The sequence below is a fragment of the Pseudomonas sp. 21LCFQ02 genome, assembly GCF_024129895.2.
Classification (GTDB): Bacteria; Pseudomonadota; Gammaproteobacteria; order Pseudomonadales; family Pseudomonadaceae; genus Aquipseudomonas.
The window spans coordinates 5364360-5384445 of record NZ_CM178749.1; the positions used below are offsets into that span (position 1 = coordinate 5364360).

General features: G+C 63.7%; 21 protein-coding genes. 11 read left to right on the forward strand and 10 right to left on the reverse strand.

The features are described from left to right. Window positions 1-7 precede the first annotated feature (7 nt). Window positions 8-784 (reverse strand): NYN domain-containing protein, encoded by a 777-nt coding sequence (locus tag NJC40_RS24215; protein ID WP_253141093.1) that lies wholly within the window; start codon window positions 782-784, stop codon window positions 8-10. 129 nt (window positions 785-913) lie between these two features. Between NJC40_RS24215 and NJC40_RS24220 the strand changes: the two genes are divergently transcribed. The 3 genes from NJC40_RS24220 to NJC40_RS24230 all read left to right on the forward strand — a co-directional run bounded on the left by NJC40_RS24220 (window position 914) and on the right by NJC40_RS24230 (window position 4276). Beyond that, window positions 914-1597 carry a response regulator transcription factor gene (locus tag NJC40_RS24220; protein ID WP_045492740.1) on the forward strand — a complete coding sequence of 228 codons (684 nt, stop codon included), beginning with the start codon at window positions 914-916 and terminating at the stop codon, window positions 1595-1597. Further along, window positions 1575-2960: a sensor histidine kinase gene (locus tag NJC40_RS24225; RefSeq protein ID WP_253141092.1), complete on the forward strand. Its 1386-nt coding sequence runs from the start codon at window positions 1575-1577 to the stop codon at window positions 2958-2960. The genes NJC40_RS24220 and NJC40_RS24225 overlap by 23 nt, the downstream gene beginning before the upstream one ends. 113 nt (window positions 2961-3073) lie before the next feature. Beyond that, window positions 3074-4276, forward strand: coding sequence for an MFS transporter (locus tag NJC40_RS24230; protein WP_045492746.1), 1203 nt, complete (start codon window positions 3074-3076; stop codon window positions 4274-4276). 15 nt (window positions 4277-4291) lie between these two features. Here NJC40_RS24230 and NJC40_RS24235 read toward each other — a convergent pair whose 3' ends face one another. From NJC40_RS24235 to hpxX, 4 genes are read right to left on the reverse strand one after another with little or no spacing between them, the layout of a single operon-like run. Next, window positions 4292-5893, reverse strand: a complete 1602-nt coding sequence (locus NJC40_RS24235; protein WP_253141091.1) for a gamma-glutamyltransferase family protein — start codon at window positions 5891-5893, stop codon at window positions 4292-4294. A 50-nt stretch (window positions 5894-5943) separates the two neighbouring features. After that, window positions 5944-6327 (reverse strand): oxalurate catabolism protein HpxZ, encoded by a 384-nt coding sequence (gene hpxZ / locus NJC40_RS24240; protein WP_045492751.1) that lies wholly within the window; start codon window positions 6325-6327, stop codon window positions 5944-5946. Continuing rightward, window positions 6324-7721 (reverse strand): AtzE family amidohydrolase, encoded by a 1398-nt coding sequence (locus tag NJC40_RS24245; RefSeq protein WP_253141090.1) that lies wholly within the window; start codon window positions 7719-7721, stop codon window positions 6324-6326. The genes hpxZ and NJC40_RS24245 overlap by 4 nt, the downstream gene beginning before the upstream one ends. Next, window positions 7718-7906, reverse strand: coding sequence for an oxalurate catabolism protein HpxX (gene hpxX, locus NJC40_RS24250; RefSeq protein WP_045492757.1), 189 nt, complete (start codon window positions 7904-7906; stop codon window positions 7718-7720). Before hpxX ends, NJC40_RS24245 begins: the two co-directional genes overlap by 4 nt. Window positions 7907-8001: 95 nt before the next feature. On the opposite strand from hpxX, the gene NJC40_RS24255 reads away from it, so the two are divergent. The 7 genes from NJC40_RS24255 to hpxK all read left to right on the forward strand — a co-directional run bounded on the left by NJC40_RS24255 (window position 8002) and on the right by hpxK (window position 14419). Beyond that, a complete protein-coding gene (locus tag NJC40_RS24255) occupies window positions 8002-8841 on the forward strand; it encodes a MurR/RpiR family transcriptional regulator (protein WP_253141089.1) in 840 nt (279 codons plus the stop codon). 217 nt (window positions 8842-9058) lie between these two features. Continuing rightward, window positions 9059-9853, forward strand: coding sequence for a transporter substrate-binding domain-containing protein (locus NJC40_RS24260; RefSeq protein WP_373568417.1), 795 nt, complete (start codon window positions 9059-9061; stop codon window positions 9851-9853). Window positions 9854-9863: 10 nt separating this feature from the next. Continuing rightward, on the forward strand, window positions 9864-10529 hold the full coding sequence (locus NJC40_RS24265) for an amino acid ABC transporter permease (RefSeq protein WP_253141088.1): 666 nt from the start codon (window positions 9864-9866) through the stop codon (window positions 10527-10529). Beyond that, entirely contained in the window at window positions 10529-11185 is a 657-nt protein-coding gene (locus tag NJC40_RS24270) for an amino acid ABC transporter permease (protein ID WP_045495024.1), read from the forward strand. Before NJC40_RS24265 ends, NJC40_RS24270 begins: the two co-directional genes overlap by 1 nt. Then, window positions 11166-11903, forward strand: a complete 738-nt coding sequence (locus NJC40_RS24275; protein ID WP_253141087.1) for an amino acid ABC transporter ATP-binding protein — start codon at window positions 11166-11168, stop codon at window positions 11901-11903. Before NJC40_RS24270 ends, NJC40_RS24275 begins: the two co-directional genes overlap by 20 nt. 33 nt (window positions 11904-11936) lie before the next feature. Then, on the forward strand, window positions 11937-13175 hold the full coding sequence (locus tag NJC40_RS24280; protein ID WP_253111477.1) for a pyridoxal-phosphate-dependent aminotransferase family protein: 1239 nt from the start codon (window positions 11937-11939) through the stop codon (window positions 13173-13175). Beyond that, window positions 13172-14419 carry an allantoate amidohydrolase gene (gene hpxK, locus NJC40_RS24285; protein ID WP_253141086.1) on the forward strand — a complete coding sequence of 416 codons (1248 nt, stop codon included), beginning with the start codon at window positions 13172-13174 and terminating at the stop codon, window positions 14417-14419. Before NJC40_RS24280 ends, hpxK begins: the two co-directional genes overlap by 4 nt. 160 nt (window positions 14420-14579) lie before the next feature. Here hpxK and NJC40_RS24290 read toward each other — a convergent pair whose 3' ends face one another. Further along, window positions 14580-15308 carry a glycine-rich domain-containing protein gene (locus NJC40_RS24290; protein WP_253141085.1) on the reverse strand — a complete coding sequence of 243 codons (729 nt, stop codon included), beginning with the start codon at window positions 15306-15308 and terminating at the stop codon, window positions 14580-14582. 187 nt (window positions 15309-15495) lie between these two features. Here NJC40_RS24290 and NJC40_RS24295 point away from each other — a divergent pair, with 187 nt between their 5' ends. After that, window positions 15496-17079, forward strand: a complete 1584-nt coding sequence (locus NJC40_RS24295) for an aldehyde dehydrogenase (NADP(+)) (protein ID WP_253111469.1) — start codon at window positions 15496-15498, stop codon at window positions 17077-17079. A gap of 50 nt (window positions 17080-17129) precedes the next feature. Here NJC40_RS24295 and NJC40_RS24300 read toward each other — a convergent pair whose 3' ends face one another. Genes NJC40_RS24300 through NJC40_RS24315 form a run of 4 tightly spaced genes read right to left on the reverse strand, consistent with a single transcriptional unit; the run spans window position 17130 to window position 20057 of the window. Next, complete coding sequence (locus NJC40_RS24300; RefSeq protein ID WP_253141084.1) at window positions 17130-17429, reverse strand: DUF971 domain-containing protein; 300 nt, start codon at window positions 17427-17429, stop codon at window positions 17130-17132. Further along, complete coding sequence (locus NJC40_RS24305) at window positions 17426-18418, reverse strand: HEAT repeat domain-containing protein (protein WP_253141083.1); 993 nt, start codon at window positions 18416-18418, stop codon at window positions 17426-17428. Before NJC40_RS24305 ends, NJC40_RS24300 begins: the two co-directional genes overlap by 4 nt. After that, entirely contained in the window at window positions 18415-19275 is an 861-nt protein-coding gene (locus tag NJC40_RS24310; RefSeq protein ID WP_253141082.1) for an ABC transporter ATP-binding protein, read from the reverse strand. Before NJC40_RS24310 ends, NJC40_RS24305 begins: the two co-directional genes overlap by 4 nt. After that, on the reverse strand, window positions 19275-20057 hold the full coding sequence (locus tag NJC40_RS24315; RefSeq protein WP_253141081.1) for an ABC transporter permease: 783 nt from the start codon (window positions 20055-20057) through the stop codon (window positions 19275-19277). Before NJC40_RS24315 ends, NJC40_RS24310 begins: the two co-directional genes overlap by 1 nt. Window positions 20058-20086: the final 29 nt, after the last annotated feature.

The window sequence follows — 20086 nt, forward strand, 5'->3', positions numbered from 1 at the left end:
CCAAGGCTCACTGTCTGTGCCTGGCATACAACACCGCCGTGCCTCCCGGACTGTTACGGGTCTGTAACTCGAAGGTCTTGGGATGCCCTTTGATCAGGTCGCTGAGCTTTTTGTAGCCATGGGTACGCGAGTCGAACTCCGGCCTGAGTTTGCTGATATTGGTGCCCAGTGCACTCAAGTGCGCCCAGCCATCTTCATCGGCGATGTCGTCCATGATCTTGGCGATGAACGCCAGAGGCACTTTGGGCTGGCGGGCGGCTTTGCCGTCATCTGCCACTTTTGCTGTTTCGCTGGCCGGACGATCCTCCACGCCGGTTGCGCCCGGCGGGTCACTTCTGAGCAGTTCGATATAAATGAACTTGTCACAGGCGGCGACGAAGGGCCGCGGTGTCTTCTGTTCGCCAAAACCGTAGACCAGCAATCCCTCTTCACGAATACGCGACGCCAGCCGGGTGAAATCGCTGTCGCTGGAAACCAGGCAAAAGCCCTCGAAGCGCCGGGTGTAGAGCAGGTCCATGGCGTCAATGATCAACGAGCTGTCAGTGGCATTCTTGCCCTTGGTGTAGGCAAATTGCTGGATAGGCACGATCGAGTGGTCGAGCAGAACGTTCTTCCAGCTCCCCAGTTGCGGGCCGGTCCAGTCACCGTAGATGCGTTTGACGCTGGCGACACCGTACCTTGCGATTTCTTCGAAAAGACCTTCAACAATCGCTGCGGGCGCATTGTCGGCATCGATGAGCACGGCAAGATGTTTTTGCGTGCGCGACGTGTTATTGGCAGCCATTGATTGTCCTTGGCAGTTTGGAGCCTTCATGGTGCCAGAACGTGATGGTTCGACATGATCTTTCTTTCAGGAAATTTTCAGGTTCCAACAGGCAAGATACGATTTTGTCCCACACCGCAGGCAGGCAAGATGACCCGAATCCTGGCAATCGAAGATGACGCCGTCACCGCAAGGGAGATCGTCGCGGAACTCAGCAGTCACGGGCTGGATGTGGACTGGGTAGACAACGGGCGTGACGGTCTGGACAAGGCCGTCAGTGGCGATTACGACCTGATTACCCTGGACCGCATGTTGCCGCAGGTCGACGGGCTGACCATCGTCACCCGCCTGCGCGCCCAGGGCATCAGCACGCCGATCCTGATGATCAGCGCGCTGTCAGACGTCGATGAGCGGGTTCGTGGCCTGCGCGCCGGGGGCGACGACTATCTGTCCAAGCCCTTTGCCTCCGACGAGATGGCCGCCCGGGTCGAGGTGCTGCTGCGCCGTAACAGCCCGGCCAGCGAGCAGAAAAGCCAGTTGCTGGTCGGTGACCTGGAACTGGACCTGATGACCCGCGAGGCGCGCCGTGGCGAGCGGACCCTGACCCTGCTGCCCACCGAGTACAAGCTGCTGGAATTTCTGATGCGCAACCATGGCCAGGTCATCACCCGGATGATGATCTTCCAGGAGGTCTGGGGCTATCACTTCGACCCTGGCACCAACCTGATCGACGTCCATATTGGCCGCCTGCGCAAGAAAATCGACCCACCGGGCAGTGCGCCGCTGATCCGTACCGTAAGGGGCACGGGGTATGTCATTAGCGAACCTGCCTAAGGGCTGGCGCTCCTCCAGCAGCCGTCTGCTGGCGCTCTACAGCACCCTGTTCGTGGCCTGGGGCAGCATCTTGCTGGGGGTCCTGTATTGGGAGGTCAAAGGTTATCTGGACCAGATGGCCCGCCACTCACTGATGCAGCGCCAGCAGCTGTTCGCCCGCTTCGAAGGCCAGGACCTGGTCGAAGCGCTGGTGGCCAGTATGGCCTTCGACAAACCCGCCGTGGATGCCTTCGGCCTGTTCGACGCCCGTCTGCGCCCGCTGTTCGGGCCGATCCGGCAGATCCCCGGCAACCTGCCGCTGGACGGCCAGATTCATGAACTGGGCAGTTGCATCGTCTCCACCGACCCGAACCTGCCGCGCAGCAGTTGCGCCGCGGTAGCGACTCGCACCCGCGCTGGCAACTGGCTGATCATCGTGCGCGACAATGGCTCGCTGTTCGCCGTCTCCAACCTGATTCTGCATGCGCTGCTATGGGGCATGTCGCTAACCATCATTCCCGGCGTGGCCGGCTGGTACTTGTTGCGGCGTCGCCCGTTACGCCGTATCCATGCCTTGCGTGCCAGTGCCGAGGCGATTGTCAGTGGCGACATGAGCAAGCGCCTGCCGGTTTCGGTGCGCCGTGACGAGCTGGACATGCTGGCGTTGATCGTCAATGACATGCTCGGCCAGATCGAGCGGCTGATGAACGAGGTCAAGGGCGTATGCGACAACATTGCCCATGACCTGCGCACCCCGTTGACCCGCCTGCGCGCCCGCCTGTACCGCATCCAGCAGCAAGCCCCGGACTCGCCGCACAGCCCGGAAATCGCCCAGGTCATCGCCGAAGCCGATGGCCTGATGGCGCGGTTTCGCGGGCTGTTGCGCATTTCCGAACTGCAGGACCAGCGCCGCCGCTCGGGCTTTCTGGAACTCGACCCGCACGCCTTGCTGCAGGAGTTGCACGACTTTTATCTGCCGCTGGCCGAGGAAGGCGACATCACCTTGCTGCTGGACGTCGACAGCCCGGTGCCGAGCATCACTGGCGACCGTGCGCTGCTGTTCGAGGCGCTGGCCAACCTGCTCGACAACGCGATCAAGTTCACCCCCGCCGGCGGTACGGTGCTGCTGCAGGCCAGCGCCTGGCAAGGCCAGTTGCGTATTGAGGTGCAAGACTCCGGCCCCGGCATTCCCGAAGCCGAGCGTCAGGCGGTGTTCCAGCGCTTTCATCGCAGCGAACACGACAACCCGCAAGGCTTCGGCCTGGGACTGTCGCTGGTGGCCGCGATTGTCGAGCTGCATGGCTTTACTTTGCGCATCGACAGCAGCCGCTATGGCGGCGCACGGCTGACGCTCGATTGTGCCGCCGACACTTTAGCGGCCTGAGCGGCGCATCATCAGTGACAGAAATATTCAGTATCAATTCAGTGTGGGTTCTGGCTGTCGGTGAATGCCTTTAACCTGCTGGCTATCTTCCTCAAGCCTGCCTGCGAGCCTTTATGAGCCTTCCCGCCACGCCTGTTGCCATGACCCGCGCTCTGGTGCTGCTGTTCGCTTTCTGCTGTGGCGCCATCGTCGCCAATATCTACTATGCCCAGCCGATCATCGGCCTGATTGCCCCGGACCTCGGGCTTTCAGAAACCCTGGCCAGCCTGATCGTATCGCTGACCCAGATCGGCTATGCCCTGGGCCTGTTGTTTCTGGTGCCACTGGGTGACCTGCTGGAAAACCGCCGACTCATGATCGCCACCGCCGTACTGGCGGTGCTGAGCCTGATCGGCGCGGCCGTGGTGGAGCAGCCCAACCTGTTCCTGCTGCTGTCGCTGTTGATCGGTTTCAGCTCAGTGTCGGTGCAAATCCTGATTCCGCTGGCGGCGCACCTGGCCCCGGAAGAATCCCGTGGCCGGGTGGTCGGCGGGATCATGGGCGGCTTGCTGCTGGGTATTCTGCTGGCCCGGCCGTTGTCGAGCCTGATCGCTGACCACTTCGGCTGGCGCGCGGTGTTTGCCATGGCGGCGCTGATCATGCTGCTGATCTGTGTGGTGCTGGCGACCACCATGCCCAAGCGGGTCCCGGCACATCGCGCCTCTTACGGACAACTGCTGGGCTCGTTGTGGAGCCTGTTGCGTGAACAACCGGTACTGCGCCAGCGGGCGTTTTATCAAGCCTGCATGTTTGCCACCTTCAGCCTGTTCTGGACCGCCGTACCGCTGGAACTGGCGCGCAATCATGGGCTGTCGCAAAGCCAGATCGCCCTGTTTGCCCTGGCCGGGGCGATCGGTGCCATTGCGGCGCCGATCAGCGGACGCCTGGCCGATGCCGGATACACCCGCCCGGCAAGCCTGTTTGCCTTGCTGCTGGCGGCAATCTGTTTCCTGCCGGGGCTGAGCGATGCCGGTGCCGGGGTCATTGGCCTGGCGCTGACCGGGGTGGTACTGGACTTCTGCGTCCAGGTGAACATGGTGCTTGGCCAGCGCGCCGTGTACGCACTGGATGCCGCCAGCCGTGGGCGCCTGAATGCGCTGTACATGACCAGCATCTTCATCGGCGGCGCAGTCGGCTCGGCGGTGGCCAGCCTGTTGTTCGATCGGGGTGGCTGGCACGCGATCATCCTGGTCGGCACCGCCTTGCCGCTGCTGGCCTTGCTGGTGTTTCTCAAGGACGCCCACGCCGCACGCCGGGCGTCTGGCCAGACGGCCTGATGATTAGCCGCCGGTTCAGAACCCGGCGGCTGCGCCGTTACCGCGCGGGTCATAGGCCCCTTCGAACGTGCCGTTGGGCAACTGCACCGCAGCCCCGGCGTGGCCCATGGTCTCACTGAACGCCTCCAGCACTTCGACGTCATGGCCCAGAGCGGCCAGTTGCTCAACCCGTTGCGGGTCGAAGCGTGATTCCAGCTTGAGCGACACGCTGCTGTCGCCCCAGGTGCGCCCCAGCAGCCAGCGCGGGGCGCTGACGGCCTGCTGCAACGGCTGATTGAACACGGCATAACGAGTGAAGACGGCCGCCTGGGTCTGCGGCTGGCCGTCACCGCCCATGGTGCCGTACACCATGCTGCGACCATCATGCAGCCGGGCGGCGGCCGGGTTGAGGGTGTGGAACGGCTGCTTGCCCGGTTGCAGCGCCAGCAAATGCTCAGGGTCAAGACTGAACGAAGCGCCGCGGTTCTGCCAGACCAGCCCGCTGTCGCTGAGCACCACGCCGCTGCCGAACTCGTGGTAGATGCTCTGGATAAACGACACCGCCAGACCATCGCTGTCGATCACGCCCATCCACACCGTATCACCCGGCCCCTTGTATTCGCCCCAACGCTGCGCTTGCTCGGGGTCAATCAGCGCGGCTTGCTCACGAAGAAAGTCGGGGGCCAGAAATGCCTGGGGATCGACCTTCATGTGCGCCGGGTCAGTGATATAGGCATCGCGCACCTTGAAGGCCAGTTTGGTGGCCTCGACCAACGTGTGCACGTAAGCCGCCGAGTCGACGGCGGTGTCTGCCAGGCCGGCCTGTTCAGCAATCCCCAGAATCAGCTGCGACACCACGCCCTGGGTCGGTGGCGGCAGGTTGTACACCGTGCCGCTGCCATGCTCCAGGGCCAGCGGCTTGACCCGTTTGGCCCGATAGGCCGCCAGATCAGCACGGGTGACCGGCGCACCGAGCTGTTGCAGGTCGGCGGCGATGCTGTCGCCCAGGCTGCCACGATAAAAATCATCCAGGCCGCAATCACTCAAGCGTTGCAGGGTTTGCGCCAGGCGTGGCTGGCGAAACAGACTGCCCGCCTCCGGGACCCGGTAGCGGCCTTCGCTGTGGCACAGGTAGGTGTCGGCGAACCCCGGAATATCCTGCAGTTGCGCAAGCTTGGCGGCGGTGGCGGCATGCTGCGAACGGGTCACCGGGATACCGGCACTGGCGTAATGGATGGCATCGGCCAGCAGCGCCGGCAGCGGCGTGCTGCCGCCCAGCCCGGCACTGACCGCCAACGCCTCCTGCCAGCCGCCGACCGTCCCGGCGACGGTCAATGCGGCAGCGGCGCCACGCAGCGGGATACTCGCTTGGCCACGGTAGCGCTCCAGGGTCGCCAGGCTGCCGGCCGGGCCGCTGGCATCGATGGCCAGCGGTTCGCCGTGTTTCGGCACGATGAGCCAGAAGCCATCGCCGCCAAGGCCGTTCATGTGCGGGTACACCACCGCGATGGTGGCGGCAGCGGCCACCATCGCTTCGATGGCGTTGCCGCCGTTACGCAGAATGGCCAGCGCCGATTGCGCGGCCAGGCTATGAGGTGCCACGGCAATGCCCCGGGCGGCCAGTGTGGTGTTGAGCATGATTTCTACCAAAGAAGCTTGCGACCAAAGAAACGTACGACCAAGCAGGTTTACGACATCAGGCTGACGTGCGCGGCGACGATCCGCCACTGCCCGTCCAGGCGTACCCAGCTCTGCTGCTGGCGACCGATGCGCTCGCTGCCGTCGCGGGTGAACTCGGTACTGCACACAGCAAAATCCTCGCCATAGCAGCTGATCACCGTATTGCGCAGGGTGCGTTGCAGCCCGGCCGACGGGCGCGCCGCACGAAAGGCGCGGATCGCTTCGATGCCATACAGGTTCTCCCCGGCGCCAAGCCGTACGGTGCGCGGGTCATGCCAGAACAGCTCATCGAGCACCTGAGTGTCATTGCTGACCAGCGCCTGCTCGTAGCGCTCAAACGCAGCGCGTACCTCGGCCAGCACCTCAGGGCGATCAATCGATTGCGGGTTCATTGCACGGCTCCCGGCACAGCGGCCTCAGTGATGCCCAACTGCTCCAGCCGACGCGCAGCACGCAGGCAGGCCTGTTCGTTGAACGGCGCGGCGATCAGCTGAACGCCGATCGGCAACCCATTGGCGGCGCGCAGCGGCACGCTGACCACCGGCAGGCCAAGGAAAGAGATCGGCTGGGCGAGCATGCCCATGCTGGCGCGAATCGGCAGATCAGTGCCATTGATACGCATGGTCTGCTGGCCAATGGTCGTGGCGCTGGTCGGCGTGGCCGGTGCAATCAGCACATCGACGCCGGCGAACAGCGGCAACACCTGCTGCTGGAAATGCCGACGAAAGCGCTGCGCCTGCACATACCAGGCAGCCGGAATCATCGCCCCGGCCAGCAGCCGTTCACGAGACAGCGGCTCGAAGGCGTCAGGCGCACGGCGCAGGGTTGGCAGGTAACTGTTGCCGCCCTCTGAGGCGCTGATGATGAAGGCAGCGGTGCGCGCCAGTTCGGCTTCAGCCAGCGTGATTTGCTGTTGCGCGTTCAACCCCTTGGCGACGCGCGCCACGGCATCACGTGCCGAATCATCGCACCATTGCTGGAAATAACCGCCCAGTACGGCGCAACGCAAACCGTCGCTGTCCTGCTCCAATCGGGGCATGACCGGTTGCAGATCCTGCGCCGCCTGAAAGCCGTCCGCCGGGTCATGACCCAGCAAGGCGTCATAGACTTCGGTCAGGTCGCTGACCCGCCGCGCCAGCGGGCCAATGTGATCGAGGCTGCCGACAAACGGGTGAGTACCGCTGCGTGACAGCCGGCCAAAGGTCGGCTTCATGCCAAACACGCCGCACAGCGAAGCCGGTACACGGATCGAGCCATTGGTATCGCTACCCAACGAAAAATGCACCAGCCCGGCCGCAACCGCTGCCGCCGAGCCGCCCGATGAGCCGCCAGCAATACGGCTCAGGTCATGGGGGTTGCAGGTGGCACCAAAATGGCTGTTTTCGGTCGTAAAGCCATAGGCATAGGCGTCCATGTTGAGCATGCCCGACAACAGCGCGCCACTGCCGGCCAGTTGCCGCACCGCCCAGGCATCCTGGGCCGCAGGCGCGCGGTCCTTGAAAATCTGTGCGCCGGCCAGGGTCGGGAAACCCGCCACATCGAACAGGTTCTTCACCGCATAGGGCACAGCCGCCAACGCGGGCAAGGCCTCACCCTGCTGGCGACGCCGATCGAGGGCCTGGGCCTCTTCGCGCATGCGCTGGTGAGTGATCCGGGTCCAGGCGTTGATTGCCCGATTGCGCTGTTCGATTGCGCCCAGGCTGTGCTCGGCGATTTCAGCGGCGCTGAACTCTCCGGCGGCCAGTGCCGACTTCAATTGGCTGATGCTCAGCGTGTCGAGATTCATGCCTTGTAGACTCCCGCCACTTCCAGCCGGTCATCCAGCGGGTAATCCATCAGTGGCGCGGCCATGGCTGCGATGCGGCTGAACTGCAACAGCAGTTCCTGACGTCGGGCGTCGTCCAGTTCCAGGCCCAGGACCTGTTCCATCTGCGCAATGTAGGCTGCCCAGTCGGGCGGGACCTGTGTCATGGTGAACTCCTCTGAACATCGAGGCCGGAACATTCCGGTGCCTGCGTGATTGCTATATCATTGGCTCAATGAAACGAAAGTTACAAGGGATTCCCGTGAATCAGTTAGACGAACGCCTGCGCAGCCAGTACTCGCACCTCACCCCTCAAGAGCAACGTCTCGCTGATTTCATGCTCGACCATTACGACGACCTGGTCAGCTACAACAGCGCCGAGCTGGCGCGGCTGACAGGGGTGTCGAAGGCCACCGTCAGCCGTCTGTTCAAGCGCCTGGGCTACGACAAGTACAAGGACATGCGCGACGAACAGCGCACCTTGCGGCAGACCGGCATGCCGGTGACCGACAACCGCGACGTGGTGCAGGGCAATACCTTGCTGGCGCGGCACTACAAGCAGGAAATGGCCAACCTGACCCAGTGGGTCAATGCGATTGACGGGCCAACCTTCACCGAGGTGGTGCACGCGCTGGGCAGTTGCCGACGGGTATTGATCGTCGGTCTGCGCAATGCTTATCCGGCCGCCCTGCACCTGCGCCAGCAACTGCTGCAGATTCGTCCCGGGGTGCAGATCCTGCCGCAGACTGGCCAGACCCTGGCCGAGGAACTGGTCGATGTTGCGGCCGACGATCTGGTGGTGGTGCTGGCTTTCCGTCGGCGGCCACGGATCATTCGTCCGCTGTTGCTGGCATTGCAGGCGCAGCAGGTGCCGACCCTGGTGATTTGCGAGCCCCAGGCTCAAGCAGTGATTGAACTGGGGCGCTGGCATCTGTGCGCGCCACTGGACAGCGTTTCAGCGTTCGATAGCTACGCCGGGGCCAACAGCCTGATCAACCTGCTGGTCAATGCCGTGCTGCACGAACAGCTGAGCGAAGGCCGCCAGCGCATTCACCAGATCGCCGCGCTGTACGGCGAGCTGGATGAGCTGGAACAACGCTGACGCACCTTAAAAGGGCAAAAAAGATCTGCAAGGCGCTTTTTTAGCGCCTTTTTTTATACCATCGACTCGGCTGCCCGCCTATCGTCACCCCCGAAACTCAAGCTAATGCCTTACATGTCCAGCGACAGGGAAAAAGTTTCGGTCATGAAACAAACTGGCACACACGTTGCAAAAACAAAAATAACGAATCTTTTGTTTCACAACCGAAGCGGATGGGGTGCCGAGTATGAAAAAGACGTTGATCGCGATTCTGGCGGGTGCGGCGCTGCTGTCTCAGGCGGCGGGTGTGCTGGCGGATCAGTTGCAGGACATCGAGAAGCGCGGCGTGATTCGCATCGCCGTACCGCAGGATTTTCCGCCATTCGGTTCGGTCGGCACCGATTTGCAGCCGCAGGGTTATGACATCGACATGGCCAAGTACGTGGCCAAGCAGATGAAACTAAAGTTGCAGCTCGTCCCGGTCACCAGCGCCAACCGCGTTCCTTACCTGCAAACCGACAAGGTCGACCTGGTGATCTCCAGCCTGGGCAAGAATGCCGAGCGTGAACAGGTGATTGATTTCAGCAAGGCCTATGCGCCGTTTTTCCTCGGTGTATTCGGTGCCAAGGACAGCACGCTGCAGGGTGCGGCCGAGTTGTCCGGGCAGTCGATCGGGGTGACCCGTGGTGCGGTGGAGGACATGGTGCTGACCGAAGTGGCACCGGCCGGCGCGCAGGTCAAGCGTTATGAAGACAACAACACCACGCTGTCGGCTTACCTGTCTGGCCAGGTGCAGTACGTGGCCACCGGCAACCTGGTGGTCGCGGCAATTACCCGGCAGAACGCCGACAAAGCCCCGGTGGCCAAGTTCATGCTCAAGGATTCGCCGTGCTTCATCGGCCTGCGCAAGAACGAAACCGCGCTCAAGGACAAGGTCAACGCCCTGATCGAACAGGCCCACGCCGACGGCACGCTGAACAAGCTGTCCGAGGAGTGGCTCAAGGCACCACTGCCTGCCAATCTGGGCGCGTAAGGGCCTGGTGATGATTGCACAGCTTAATTTCTCTGCCCTGCTGCCCTACTGGCCGGAACTGCTGGCCGGCTTGTGGGTGACCATCCAGCTCACGGTGCTGGCCACCGTGGGCGGGGTCAGCCTGGGGATTCTCGGTGCGGCGCTGCGCAGTGGCCGGTCGGGGCTGGCCAGCCGCCTGTGGGGCTGCTACGTCGAACTGATCCGCAACACGCCGTTTGTGGTGCAGTTGTTCTTCATTGTCTTCGGCCTGCCGGCGCTGGGCCTGAAGCTGACTGCCGGCGAAGCCGCGCTGCTGGCGATGCTGATCAACCTGGGCGCCTACAGCACCGAGATCATCCGCGCCGGCATCCAGGTCACCCCGCGTGGCCAGTGGGAAGCCGGCCGGGTGCTGGGCCTGAGCCGTTCGCAGACGTTCTTGCGGGTGGTGCTGCCACCGTCGCTCAAGCGCATTTATCCGGCGCTGGTCAGCCAGTGCATCATCGTCATGCTCGGCTCCTCGGTGGTTTCACAGGTGTCCCATGAAGAGCTGACCTTCGCCGCCAGCCTGATTCAGTCACGGACCTTCCTGAGTTTTGAGGTGTATCTGGTGACCGCGCTGATGTACCTGGCGCTGTCGATCGCCATGCGCCAACTGTTGCTGGCGATCGGCCGCAAATGCTTTGGAGACCAGCCATGATGGGCACCTTTACCGACTGGGACATCCTGCGCAACCTGCTGTTGGCAGCGCGCTGGACGGTCCTGCTGTCGCTCACCGCGTTCATCGGTGGCACCCTGGTAGCCAGTGTGCTGGTGATGATGCGCCTGTCCGGGCAGCGCTGGCTGCATTGGCTGATTCGCGGCTATACCGAGCTGTTTCAGGGCACGCCGCTGCTGATGCAGTTGTTTCTGGCATTTTTCGGTGTCGCGTTGCTGGGCATCGATGTTTCACCCTGGACCGCCGCCTCGCTGGCCCTGACTTTCTACACCAGTGCCTTTCTGGTCGACATCTGGCACGGCAGCATTCGTGCCCTGCCCCGCGGCCAGTGGGAAGCCTGCCGCTGCCTGGGCCTGGACTTCGGCCAGACCCTGTACCGGGTGGTGCTGCCCCAGGCGCTGCGCATCGGCATCGCGCCCACCGTCGGCTTCGCCGTGCAGGTGGTCAAGGGCACGGCGCTGGCCTCGATCATCGGTTTTATCGAGCTGACCAAAGCCGGCACCATCCTCAACAACGTCACCTACCAACCGTTCAAGGTGTTCGGCCTGGTGGCGCTCGGTTATTTCCTGATGTGCTACCCGCTGTCGCGCTACAGCCAGTTCCTGGAGAAGAAATTCAATGCCGCTCATCACCATTGATCAGGTACAGAAGTACTACGGCGATAACCACGTGCTCAAGGGCGTGGACCTGGACATCGAGATCGGCGAAGTGGTGTCGATCATCGGCCGCAGCGGCTCGGGCAAAAGCACCCTGCTGCGCTGCATCAACGGCCTGGAGGGTTATCAGCAAGGCAGCATCAAACTGGCCGGCATGACCGTCACCGACCGTGACTCCCAGGCGCGGGAAATTGCCCGTTCGGTGGGCATGGTGTTTCAGAGCTTCAACCTGTTCCCGCACATGACGGCGCTGGAGAACGTGATGCTCGCGCCGCGCCGGGTGCTGAAAAAAAGCGACGCCGAGTGCCGCGAACTGGCCGCGCAGATGCTGGAAAAGGTCGGTCTGGGTGAGCGTCTGGACTACTACCCCTCAAGCCTCTCCGGTGGTCAGCAACAGCGGGTGGCGATTGCCCGCGCCCTGGCCATGTCGCCCAAGGTACTGCTGTGCGACGAGATCACCTCGGCCCTCGATCCGGAACTGGTCGGTGAGGTATTGAAAGTGCTTGAACAACTGGCCAAAGAAGGCATGACCCTGATCCTGGTCACCCACGAAATGAACTTCGCCCGCGAGGTCGGCGACCGGGTGGTGTTCATGCACCAGGGCAAAGTCTGGGAACAGGGCGACAGCCGCGAGCTGTTTGCCAACCCGCAGACCGCTGAATTCAAACAGTTTATTTCCTCGGTACGTGGTCTGAACTGAACCCCTCTTATAAATGTGTAGAAGATCGTCCCCATGAATACTGCCCTCTATTCACCGGTCAACCCGCCACAACGCCTGCTCATGGGCCCCGGCCCGATCAACGCCGACCCGCGCGTGCTGCGCGCCATGTCCAGCCAGTTGGTCGGCCAGTACGACCCGGCCATGACCGGCTACATGAACGAGGTGATGGCGCTGTACCGCAGCGTGTTCGCCACCGCGAACCACTGGACGCTGCTGGTCGACGGCACCTCGCGGGCTGGCATCGAAGCGATTCTGGTGTCGGCGATCCGTCCCGGCGACAAGGTGCTGGTGCCGGTGTTTGGCCGCTTCGGCCACCTGCTGGTCGAGATCGCCCGCCGCTGCCGGGCCGAGGTGCATACCATCGAGGCACCATGGGGTGAAGTGTTCGAGCCGCAGCAGATCGAAGACGCGATCAAGCGGGTCAAGCCACGGCTGTTGTTGACGGTACAGGGCGACACCTCGACCACCATGCTCCAGCCGCTGGAACAACTGGGCGAAATCTGCCGCCGCCACGATGTGCTGTTCTACACCGATGCCACCGCCTCACTGGGCGGCAATGTGCTGCAAAGCGACCTGTGGGGCCTGGATGCAGTCTCCGCCGGCTTGCAGAAATGCCTGGGCGGGCCGTCGGGCACCGCGCCAATCACCTTGAGCGAACGCATGGAAGCGGTCATTCGCCGGCGCAAATGTGTCGAGGCTGGCATCCGCACGGCGGCGCATCAGGACGGCGACGACGAGATGATCTACTCCAATTATTTCGATCTGGGCATGATCCTCGATTATTGGGGGCCAGAGCGCCTCAACCACCACACCGAGGCCACCTCGGCACTGTTCGCCGCCCGTGAATGCGCCCGGTTGATCGTCGAAGAGGGCCTGGAGGCCGGTATCGCCCGCCACAAACTGCACGGCGATGCCTTGCTCAAGGGCATTGAGGGCATGGGCCTTGCGACCTTCGGCAACCTTGAGCACAAGATGAACAACGTGCTCGGCGTGGTGATTCCCGAGGCCGTGCATGGCGAGCAAGTGCGCAAGCTGCTGCTGGAAGACTTCGGCATCGAGATCGGCACCTCGTTCGGGCCGCTGGCCGGCAAGATCTGGCGCATCGGCACCATGGGCTACAACGCCCGCAAAGACTGCGTCATGCAGACCTTGAGCGCCCTGGAAGCGGTGCTCAATCATCTGGGCGTGCGCACCACCCAAGGCGCGGCCATGCAAGCCGCCTGGGATCACTACAGCGGCCAGCCAGCATGAGCCCGTTGCAGATGAACAACGATGCCGCTGCGCGGGTCATGGCGCGCTGCGACCAATTGGCACTGATCAGCGAGTCGGCGCCGTCGCTGACCCGGGTGTACCTGTCGACCGAGCACTTGCAAGCCAACGCGCTGGTCGGCCAGTGGATGCGCGAGGCCGGCATGCGCGTCTGGCAGGACAGCGTCGGCAATATCTGCGGCCGCTATGAAGGCCAGACGCCTGACGCCAAAGCGGTGCTGCTCGGCTCGCATCTGGACACCGTACGTGATGCCGGGCGCTACGACGGCATGCTTGGGGTCATCACGGCCATTGAGGTGGTTCAGCACTTGCACCAGCACGCTGTACACCTGCCGAACGCCATCGAGATCGTCGGCTTTGCCGATGAAGAAGGCACCCGCTTTGGCATTACCCTGCTCGGCAGCCGCGCCTTGACCGGCAGCTGGCCCGCCGAATGGGTCGACAAGCCCGATGCCAACGGCATCAGCGTCGCCCAGGCCATGACCGAGGCTGGCCTGGACGCCAGCGCCATCGGCCAGGCGGCGCGCCACCAGTCAGAGATTGCCGCTTATCTTGAGCTGCATATCGAACAGGGACCGTGCCTGGAAGGTGAGCAACTGGCGCTCGGCGTGGTGACCGCAATCAATGGCGCAAGACGTCTGAACTGCGCCTTTACCGGCCACGCCGGGCATGCCGGCACGGTGCCGATGGCGCATCGCAAAGACGCTCTGGCGGCGGCGGCGCAATGGATGGTGTGGATCGAGGAGCATACCCGGCAAACCGGTCCGCAACTGGTGGCCACGGTCGGCACCCTGCAATGTCACCCCGGTGCGGTCAACGTCATCCCTGGCGAGGTGAGCCTGACCCTGGATGTGCGCGGGCCGCAGGACGCGGCACTGGACGGCCTGCTGGAGCGGATTCTGCACCAGGGCCAGGCGATTGCCAGACAACGCGGCATTGCCTTCAGCGCCGAGACCTATTACTCGATTCCGGCCACCGACTGCGATGCGCAGCTGCAGGCTGCGCTGCAAGAAGTGCTGGTCAACGTCCAGGGCCGCAGCCTGGCACTGCCCAGCGGCGCCGGCCACGATGCCATCGCCATGGCAGAAAAATGGCCGGTGGGCATGCTGTTCGTGCGCTGCGCCGGTGGCATCAGCCACCACCCGGCCGAGTCAGTGACCCAGGCGGATGTCAGCCTGGCATTGCAAGCGCTCAGTCAATGGGTGGGAGCGGTTGCCACCAGGTAGACGTAATTGCCGGGGCAATGCGGTCCTTGTGGGAGCGACCTTGGTCGCGAAAGCTATCTGTCAGACCTTAAAAATACTGCGTCTGGCCTGGCCCTTTCGCGAGCGAGCTCGCGCCTACCCGAGGTCCGTCGTGCCTGATTGAGCTGCCTTACTGCAACGATCAGTCACCCCCGCCTCCGCCGCAGCCTCCACCGCCACAACCGCTGCTGTCGCCACTGCTGCTGTCGGAGCTGTCAGAACCATGGCTGCCGCCACCACAGCCCGAACCGCTATCGGAGGAGCCATGGCCAAGATCGCTGCCGCAATGCACCACGGTAGCGTTGGTATCGTTGCCGGCGCGGCGCATCCCGCTACAGTCCAGGGCATAGACAAAGCCACCGGCAATTGCCAGTTTGGCGTCAAGCGCGAACAGCAGCGGCAGGCGCAAGGCTGAGCGTGGGTTGATGTTTTCTTCGTGGCAGGCATACCACCAGGTACGGCGCAGACCGGCGTCACTCTGCGCAGCAGCCTTTACCCCCAACGCCGCTGCCGGGGTGTGATGAAAGAAACGGCCAAAGGCCTTGTGGCAGAACTCTTCGTAGGCACGGGTGTGGAGGATGAACTCATGCCACAGGTCATCGACCACCTGGGACGGCATCGACACGTAGCGGTAGCCACTCTTGTGATACGCGAGGAAAAACTGCCGCAAGCCTTGGGCAACCAGTTGGCAATCCTTGATCTGCAAATGCGGATGCTGCTGGCGCAAGGCATCGAATAAACCACCCGGCAACACATAATCGCGAATCACCCGCTCACGGCGCAGGCTGCGCATCCCCCGCAGGTGACCGCGTCCGCGCCACAGCGCCACCACGCACATAACCGCGCCCACCACCAGCCACACATAGTCCATGGCAACACTCCTGGTCAGAAAACGCCGACAGGTTACCACCGCCGATGGTTGCGTAGCCCACACGGTAGTTGTACGATGACTGCTGACCTACAGTGATACCGGTGCAGGCATGTGTGCAGACTGCCGGCTCCACCCCACTCCATCAGCCATTCGGCAACCCTCAGGGTCAAAACAACAGGAGATACCGATGTCCACCCTTCTCGGCCATAACTTCATCGGCGGCGCCCGCAGCGCCTTGGGTCAGAGCCAGCACCAGAGCCTGGACGCGACCACCGGTGAAGCCCTGCCTTACAGCTTTGTCCAGGCCACCGATGGCGAAATCGATGCCGCCGCCCAGGCAGCCAAGGCCGCCTTTCCCGAGTTCCGTCAACTGAGTCCGGCCCGCCGCGCCGAATTCCTCGACGCCATCGCTGATGAGCTGGACCAGTTGGGCGACGACTTCGTGGCCATCGTTTGCCAGGAAACTGCTCTGCCGCAAGCCCGTATCCAGGGTGAGCGCGGTCGTACCAGCGGCCAGATGCGTCTGTTCGCCCAGATCCTGCGCCGTGGCGACTACCTGGGTGCGCGCATCGACCTGCCGCTGCCAGACCGCAAGCCGCTGCCACGCGTGGACCTGCGTCAATACCGCATCGGCGTCGGCCCGGTGGCAGTATTCGGCGCCAGCAACTTCCCGCTGGCCTTCTCCACCGCCGGCGGTGACACCGCTGCGGCACTGGCTGCCGGTTGCCCGGTGGTGTTCAAAGCGCACAGCGGCCACATGGCCACTGCCGACCTGGTTGGCCAGGCGATCATCCGCGCCGCCGAGCGTACCGGCATGCCTAAAGGCGTGTTCAACATGATCTTCGGTAACGGCGTAGGCGAAGGCCTGGTCAAGCACCCGGCCATTCAGGCGGTAGGCTTCACCGGTTCCTTGGGCGGCGGTAATGCGCTGTGCAAAATGGCCGCCGAGCGCCCGCAGCCGATCCCGGTGTTCGCCGAAATGTCGAGCATCAACCCGGTGATCATCCTGCCGCAGGCGCTGGACGCCCGCAGCGAAACCATCGCCAAGGACCTGGCTGCTTCGGTCGCGATGGGTGGCGGTCAGTTCTGCACCAACCCGGGCCTGGTCATCGGCCTGCGCTCGCCGGCCTTCACCGCCTTCCTGGAGCAACTGGCCGGTCAGATCGACGGCCAGGGTCCACAGACCCTGCTCAACGCTGGCGGTCTGCGCAGCTACAGCAAGGGCGTCGAGCACCTGCTGGCGCATTCGGGCGTCACGCACCTGGCGGGCAAGGTTCAGGACGGCAAGCAGGCTCAGTCGCAACTGTTCAAGGCTGACGTCAGCCTGCTGCTGAACGGCGATGAGTTGCTGCAGGAAGAAGTGTTCGGTCCAACCACCATCGCCATCGAAGTGGCCGATGATGCCGAACTGCAAAACGCGCTGCTGGCCCTGCGTGGTCAGTTGACCGCAACACTGATCGGTGAGCCGGCTGACCTGTCGGGCTACCAGTGGCTGCTGCCGTTGCTGGAGGACAAGGTTGGCCGGATTCTGGTCAATGGCTACCCGACCGGTGTTGAAGTCTGCGATGCCATGGTTCACGGTGGTCCGTACCCGGCGACGTCCGATTCGCGCGGCACCTCGGTGGGTACGCTGGCGATCGACCGCTTCCTGCGTCCGGTCTGCTACCAGAACCACGCTGACGCCCTGCTGCCGCCTGCGCTGCAGAACGCCAACCCGCTGGGCCTGCGCCGCCTGGTCAATGGCGAGTGGAGCGACCAGCCTATCGCTTGATAAGGCCGGGCGGTAAGACAAAGGCGTGATCCGTGAGGGTCACGCCTTTTTTATTGGGCTACAGGAGCGGTCGGCAAGCCGGCCAGATACGCCCACGGATAAATCCCGCGCTCGTGCCCGTCGCTGAACACCAGTTGCAGACCGTACCCCTGGGGGTTGGCCTGCAACAGGCGGATATCGGCAGACACCAATGGCCGGGCGCCGCGCAGCCGAAAGGCGCGGCATTGCGAGCAGGGGCATTGGCGGCGCAGTTCGGCAAAGTCCAGGCATTGCTGGCGGCCGTCCTGCCAGGTCAGCTGCAACTGCCCTAGGCTCTGGCGGGCATTGATCGCCTGCGGCAGCACAGTCATGACGGCACCGCTGCGGCAATCTGCGCCAGGGCAATGCGCACTGCCTTGCGCACTTCCGGGTCGCCATCCTGCTCGGCAGCCTGTAGCGCGCCTATGGCATCAGGGTTGCCCAGTTCGCCCAGCGCCAGTGCTGCCTCTTTGCGCAGGTTGCTGATGCTGTGCTGCAAGGTCTCGATCAGCGCAGACAACGCCGCGCCGTAACGCAAACGGCCCAGGCTGCGGGTCGCACGCAGGCGTACCTGCCAATAACCATCGTGCAGCGCACCGAGCAAGCCGTCACCGGCCAACGCCTGAGCGGCCGTGTCGCCCGCCACTTTACCCAGTGTGGTGGCGGCTTCTTCGCGCACTTGCCAGGCCGCGTCGTGCAGCGCCTGGCACAGCGCCGGAATCACCGCCGCTTCGCTGGCCATGCCCAACGCACCGGCAGCGGCGCGGCGCACTTCGGTGTCCGGGTCGTGGGCCAGCAGCCTCGACAATGTAGTCAAGGCCTGGGTCTGTTTCAGCCAGCCCAGCACCGCCACGGCCTCGCGGCGCACGCCCGCCTCGGGGTCATCCAGGGCCAGCAGCGCGGCCTCGGCGGCGCGCTGATCACGCAGTTCACGCAGGGCCCGAAATGCCGCACAACGCACCCGGGCGTCGGCATGCGAGGTCCATGGCAGAATCACCCGGCCCATCGCCACGTCTTTGAGCAGGCTCAGGCTTTGCGCTGCGGCGCCATGCACTTCGGGCTGCGGGTCGGTCAGGGCCAGGCACAGCGCCTGGACCACCTCAGGTTCTTCCCAGGCTTCCAGCAATCGTGCGGCTTCGGCGCGCACGCTGGCAGCCGGGTCATGGCCCAGCCGGTCGGTCAGCCAGCCAAGGCCGTCGGGGTCTTCCAGGTCGGCCAGGTCGATCAGGGCGATGCGCCGTACCTGGGCGTCGGCATCCTCCAGGCGCGGGCGCAGGGCAAGGATGTCGGGGTTGTCGAGGTCTTCGAAGCAATAGGTCATAGGGCAAATCGCGGTTGGCTGTTTTCGAAAGGGTTATCCAGCGGCAGCCCCAGCGGATTCAGCCGCGGCAACGGCTGGCCTTCTTCGTGGCTGAGCAGTTCCAGACAATGGCGCTTGAGCCGGCTGAATTGCGCGCTGGTGACCAGCGAGGTGTGACGCGGCCGGGCGAAGTCCAGGCGCAGGTCTTCGATAAAGCGGCCTGGGCGCGGGCTCATGATCAGGATCCGGTCGGCAAGGAACAGCGCCTCATCGATGTCGTGGGTGACAAACACCACGGTGGTGCGGATGCGCGTCCAGATATCGAGCAGCAGTTCCTGCATCTTCAGCCGGGTCAGGGCATCCAGCGCACCGAAGGGTTCGTCCATCAGCAACAGGCGCGGATGATTGATCAGCACCCGGGCGATTTCGACCCGCTGCTGCATGCCGCCAGATAACTGGTCGGGCCAGCGCCCGGCAAAGTCCTGGAGCCCCACCAGCGCTAGCATCCGTTCGGCAGCCGCGTTGCGCTCGGCCTTGCTCTGGCCGTGCATTTTCAGGCCGAAGGCGACGTTGTCGCGCACCGAGCGCCAGGGCAACAGGGTGTGGTGCTGGAACACCATGCCGCGCTGCGGCGACGGGCCGCTGACGGTCTGGCCATCGACTTCCAGTTGGCCTGTGTGACTGTGCAGGTGGCCGGCCAACGCACCGAGCAAGGTCGACTTGCCGCAGCCCGAAGGGCCGAGAATACAGACGAATTCGCCCGGTTCGATCTGGCAATCCAGGTCCTGCACGGCCTGGAACGCCTGGGCCTGTTCGCCCAGGGTAATGGTCAGGCCGCGCACATTGATGCGCCCGGCCTGGGCAGTTGTCTGGCTCATCAGGCATTACCTCGCGAACGTTGCCAAGGGGTCAGCAGGCCACCCAGACGCTTGACCAGCAGACTGCTGCCCATCCCGAGCAGACCGATCAGCAACATGCCGACCACGATGTCCGGGTAGTTCTGGATGGTGTAGGACTCCCAGGTGTAGTAGCCGATGCCGAACTGTCCGGAGATCATCTCGGCGGTGACCAGGCAAAACCACGACGTGCCCATGCCGATGGCAAGGCCGGTGATGATGCTTGGCGCCGCACCGGGCAACACCACTTCCAGCAGAATCGCCCGGCGCCCTGCCCCCAGGCTTCTGGCCGAGGCGATCAGCCGGCGGTCGACGGCTTCGACGCCATGTACGGTGTTGAGCAGGATCGGAAACAGCGCGCCGGTGAAGGTGATGAACACCATCGACAGCTCCGACGAGGGGAACATCAGGATCGCCAGCGGAATCCAGGCCACCGCCGGAATCGGCCGCAGCACTTCCAGCGGCGGCAGCAGCAGGTCTTCGGCCCAGCGCGAACGGCCGATGGCCACCCCCAGAGCAATCCCGACAATGATCGCCGCCAGGTAGCCGGAGAACACCCGGCCCAGGCTGGCAACAAGGTGCTGCAGCAGCTTGCCCGAATCAATCAGGTCAACTGCGGCCTGGACCACTGCCAACGGCGTGGGCACGTTGGCAAAGGTCACCAGCAGCAGGTTCCACTGCTGGCTGGCGGCGACTTGCCAGAACAGCAGGCACAGCAATACCGAGCCGGCACGCAGGGTCGAGCGTTTCAAGGATGCAGACATCGAGACTCCTCCGGGTCAATGCGCAGGCG

Coding starts and splice junctions, on each gene's coding strand:
- NJC40_RS24235 (WP_253141091.1), bottom strand. CDS start 5,893: ATGCTCAACACCACACTGGCCGCCCGGGGCATTGCCGTGGCACCTCAT.
- NJC40_RS24300 (WP_253141084.1), bottom strand. CDS start 17,429: ATGACTGTGCTGCCGCAGGCGATCAATGCCCGCCAGAGCCTAGGGCAG.
- NJC40_RS24310 (WP_253141082.1), bottom strand. CDS start 19,275: ATGAGCCAGACAACTGCCCAGGCCGGGCGCATCAATGTGCGCGGCCTG.
- NJC40_RS24275 (WP_253141087.1), top strand. CDS start 11,166: ATGCCGCTCATCACCATTGATCAGGTACAGAAGTACTACGGCGATAAC.
- NJC40_RS24305 (WP_253141083.1), bottom strand. CDS start 18,418: ATGACCTATTGCTTCGAAGACCTCGACAACCCCGACATCCTTGCCCTG.
- NJC40_RS24265 (WP_253141088.1), top strand. CDS start 9,864: ATGATTGCACAGCTTAATTTCTCTGCCCTGCTGCCCTACTGGCCGGAA.
- NJC40_RS24220 (WP_045492740.1), top strand. CDS start 914: ATGACCCGAATCCTGGCAATCGAAGATGACGCCGTCACCGCAAGGGAG.
- NJC40_RS24295 (WP_253111469.1), top strand. CDS start 15,496: ATGTCCACCCTTCTCGGCCATAACTTCATCGGCGGCGCCCGCAGCGCC.
- NJC40_RS24245 (WP_253141090.1), bottom strand. CDS start 7,721: ATGAATCTCGACACGCTGAGCATCAGCCAATTGAAGTCGGCACTGGCC.
- NJC40_RS24230 (WP_045492746.1), top strand. CDS start 3,074: ATGAGCCTTCCCGCCACGCCTGTTGCCATGACCCGCGCTCTGGTGCTG.
- NJC40_RS24290 (WP_253141085.1), bottom strand. CDS start 15,308: ATGGACTATGTGTGGCTGGTGGTGGGCGCGGTTATGTGCGTGGTGGCG.
- hpxZ (WP_045492751.1), bottom strand. CDS start 6,327: ATGAACCCGCAATCGATTGATCGCCCTGAGGTGCTGGCCGAGGTACGC.
- hpxK (WP_253141086.1), top strand. CDS start 13,172: ATGAGCCCGTTGCAGATGAACAACGATGCCGCTGCGCGGGTCATGGCG.
- NJC40_RS24270 (WP_045495024.1), top strand. CDS start 10,529: ATGGGCACCTTTACCGACTGGGACATCCTGCGCAACCTGCTGTTGGCA.
- NJC40_RS24225 (WP_253141092.1), top strand. CDS start 1,575: ATGTCATTAGCGAACCTGCCTAAGGGCTGGCGCTCCTCCAGCAGCCGT.
- NJC40_RS24215 (WP_253141093.1), bottom strand. CDS start 784: ATGGCTGCCAATAACACGTCGCGCACGCAAAAACATCTTGCCGTGCTC.
- NJC40_RS24315 (WP_253141081.1), bottom strand. CDS start 20,057: ATGTCTGCATCCTTGAAACGCTCGACCCTGCGTGCCGGCTCGGTATTG.
- NJC40_RS24280 (WP_253111477.1), top strand. CDS start 11,937: ATGAATACTGCCCTCTATTCACCGGTCAACCCGCCACAACGCCTGCTC.
- hpxX (WP_045492757.1), bottom strand. CDS start 7,906: ATGACACAGGTCCCGCCCGACTGGGCAGCCTACATTGCGCAGATGGAA.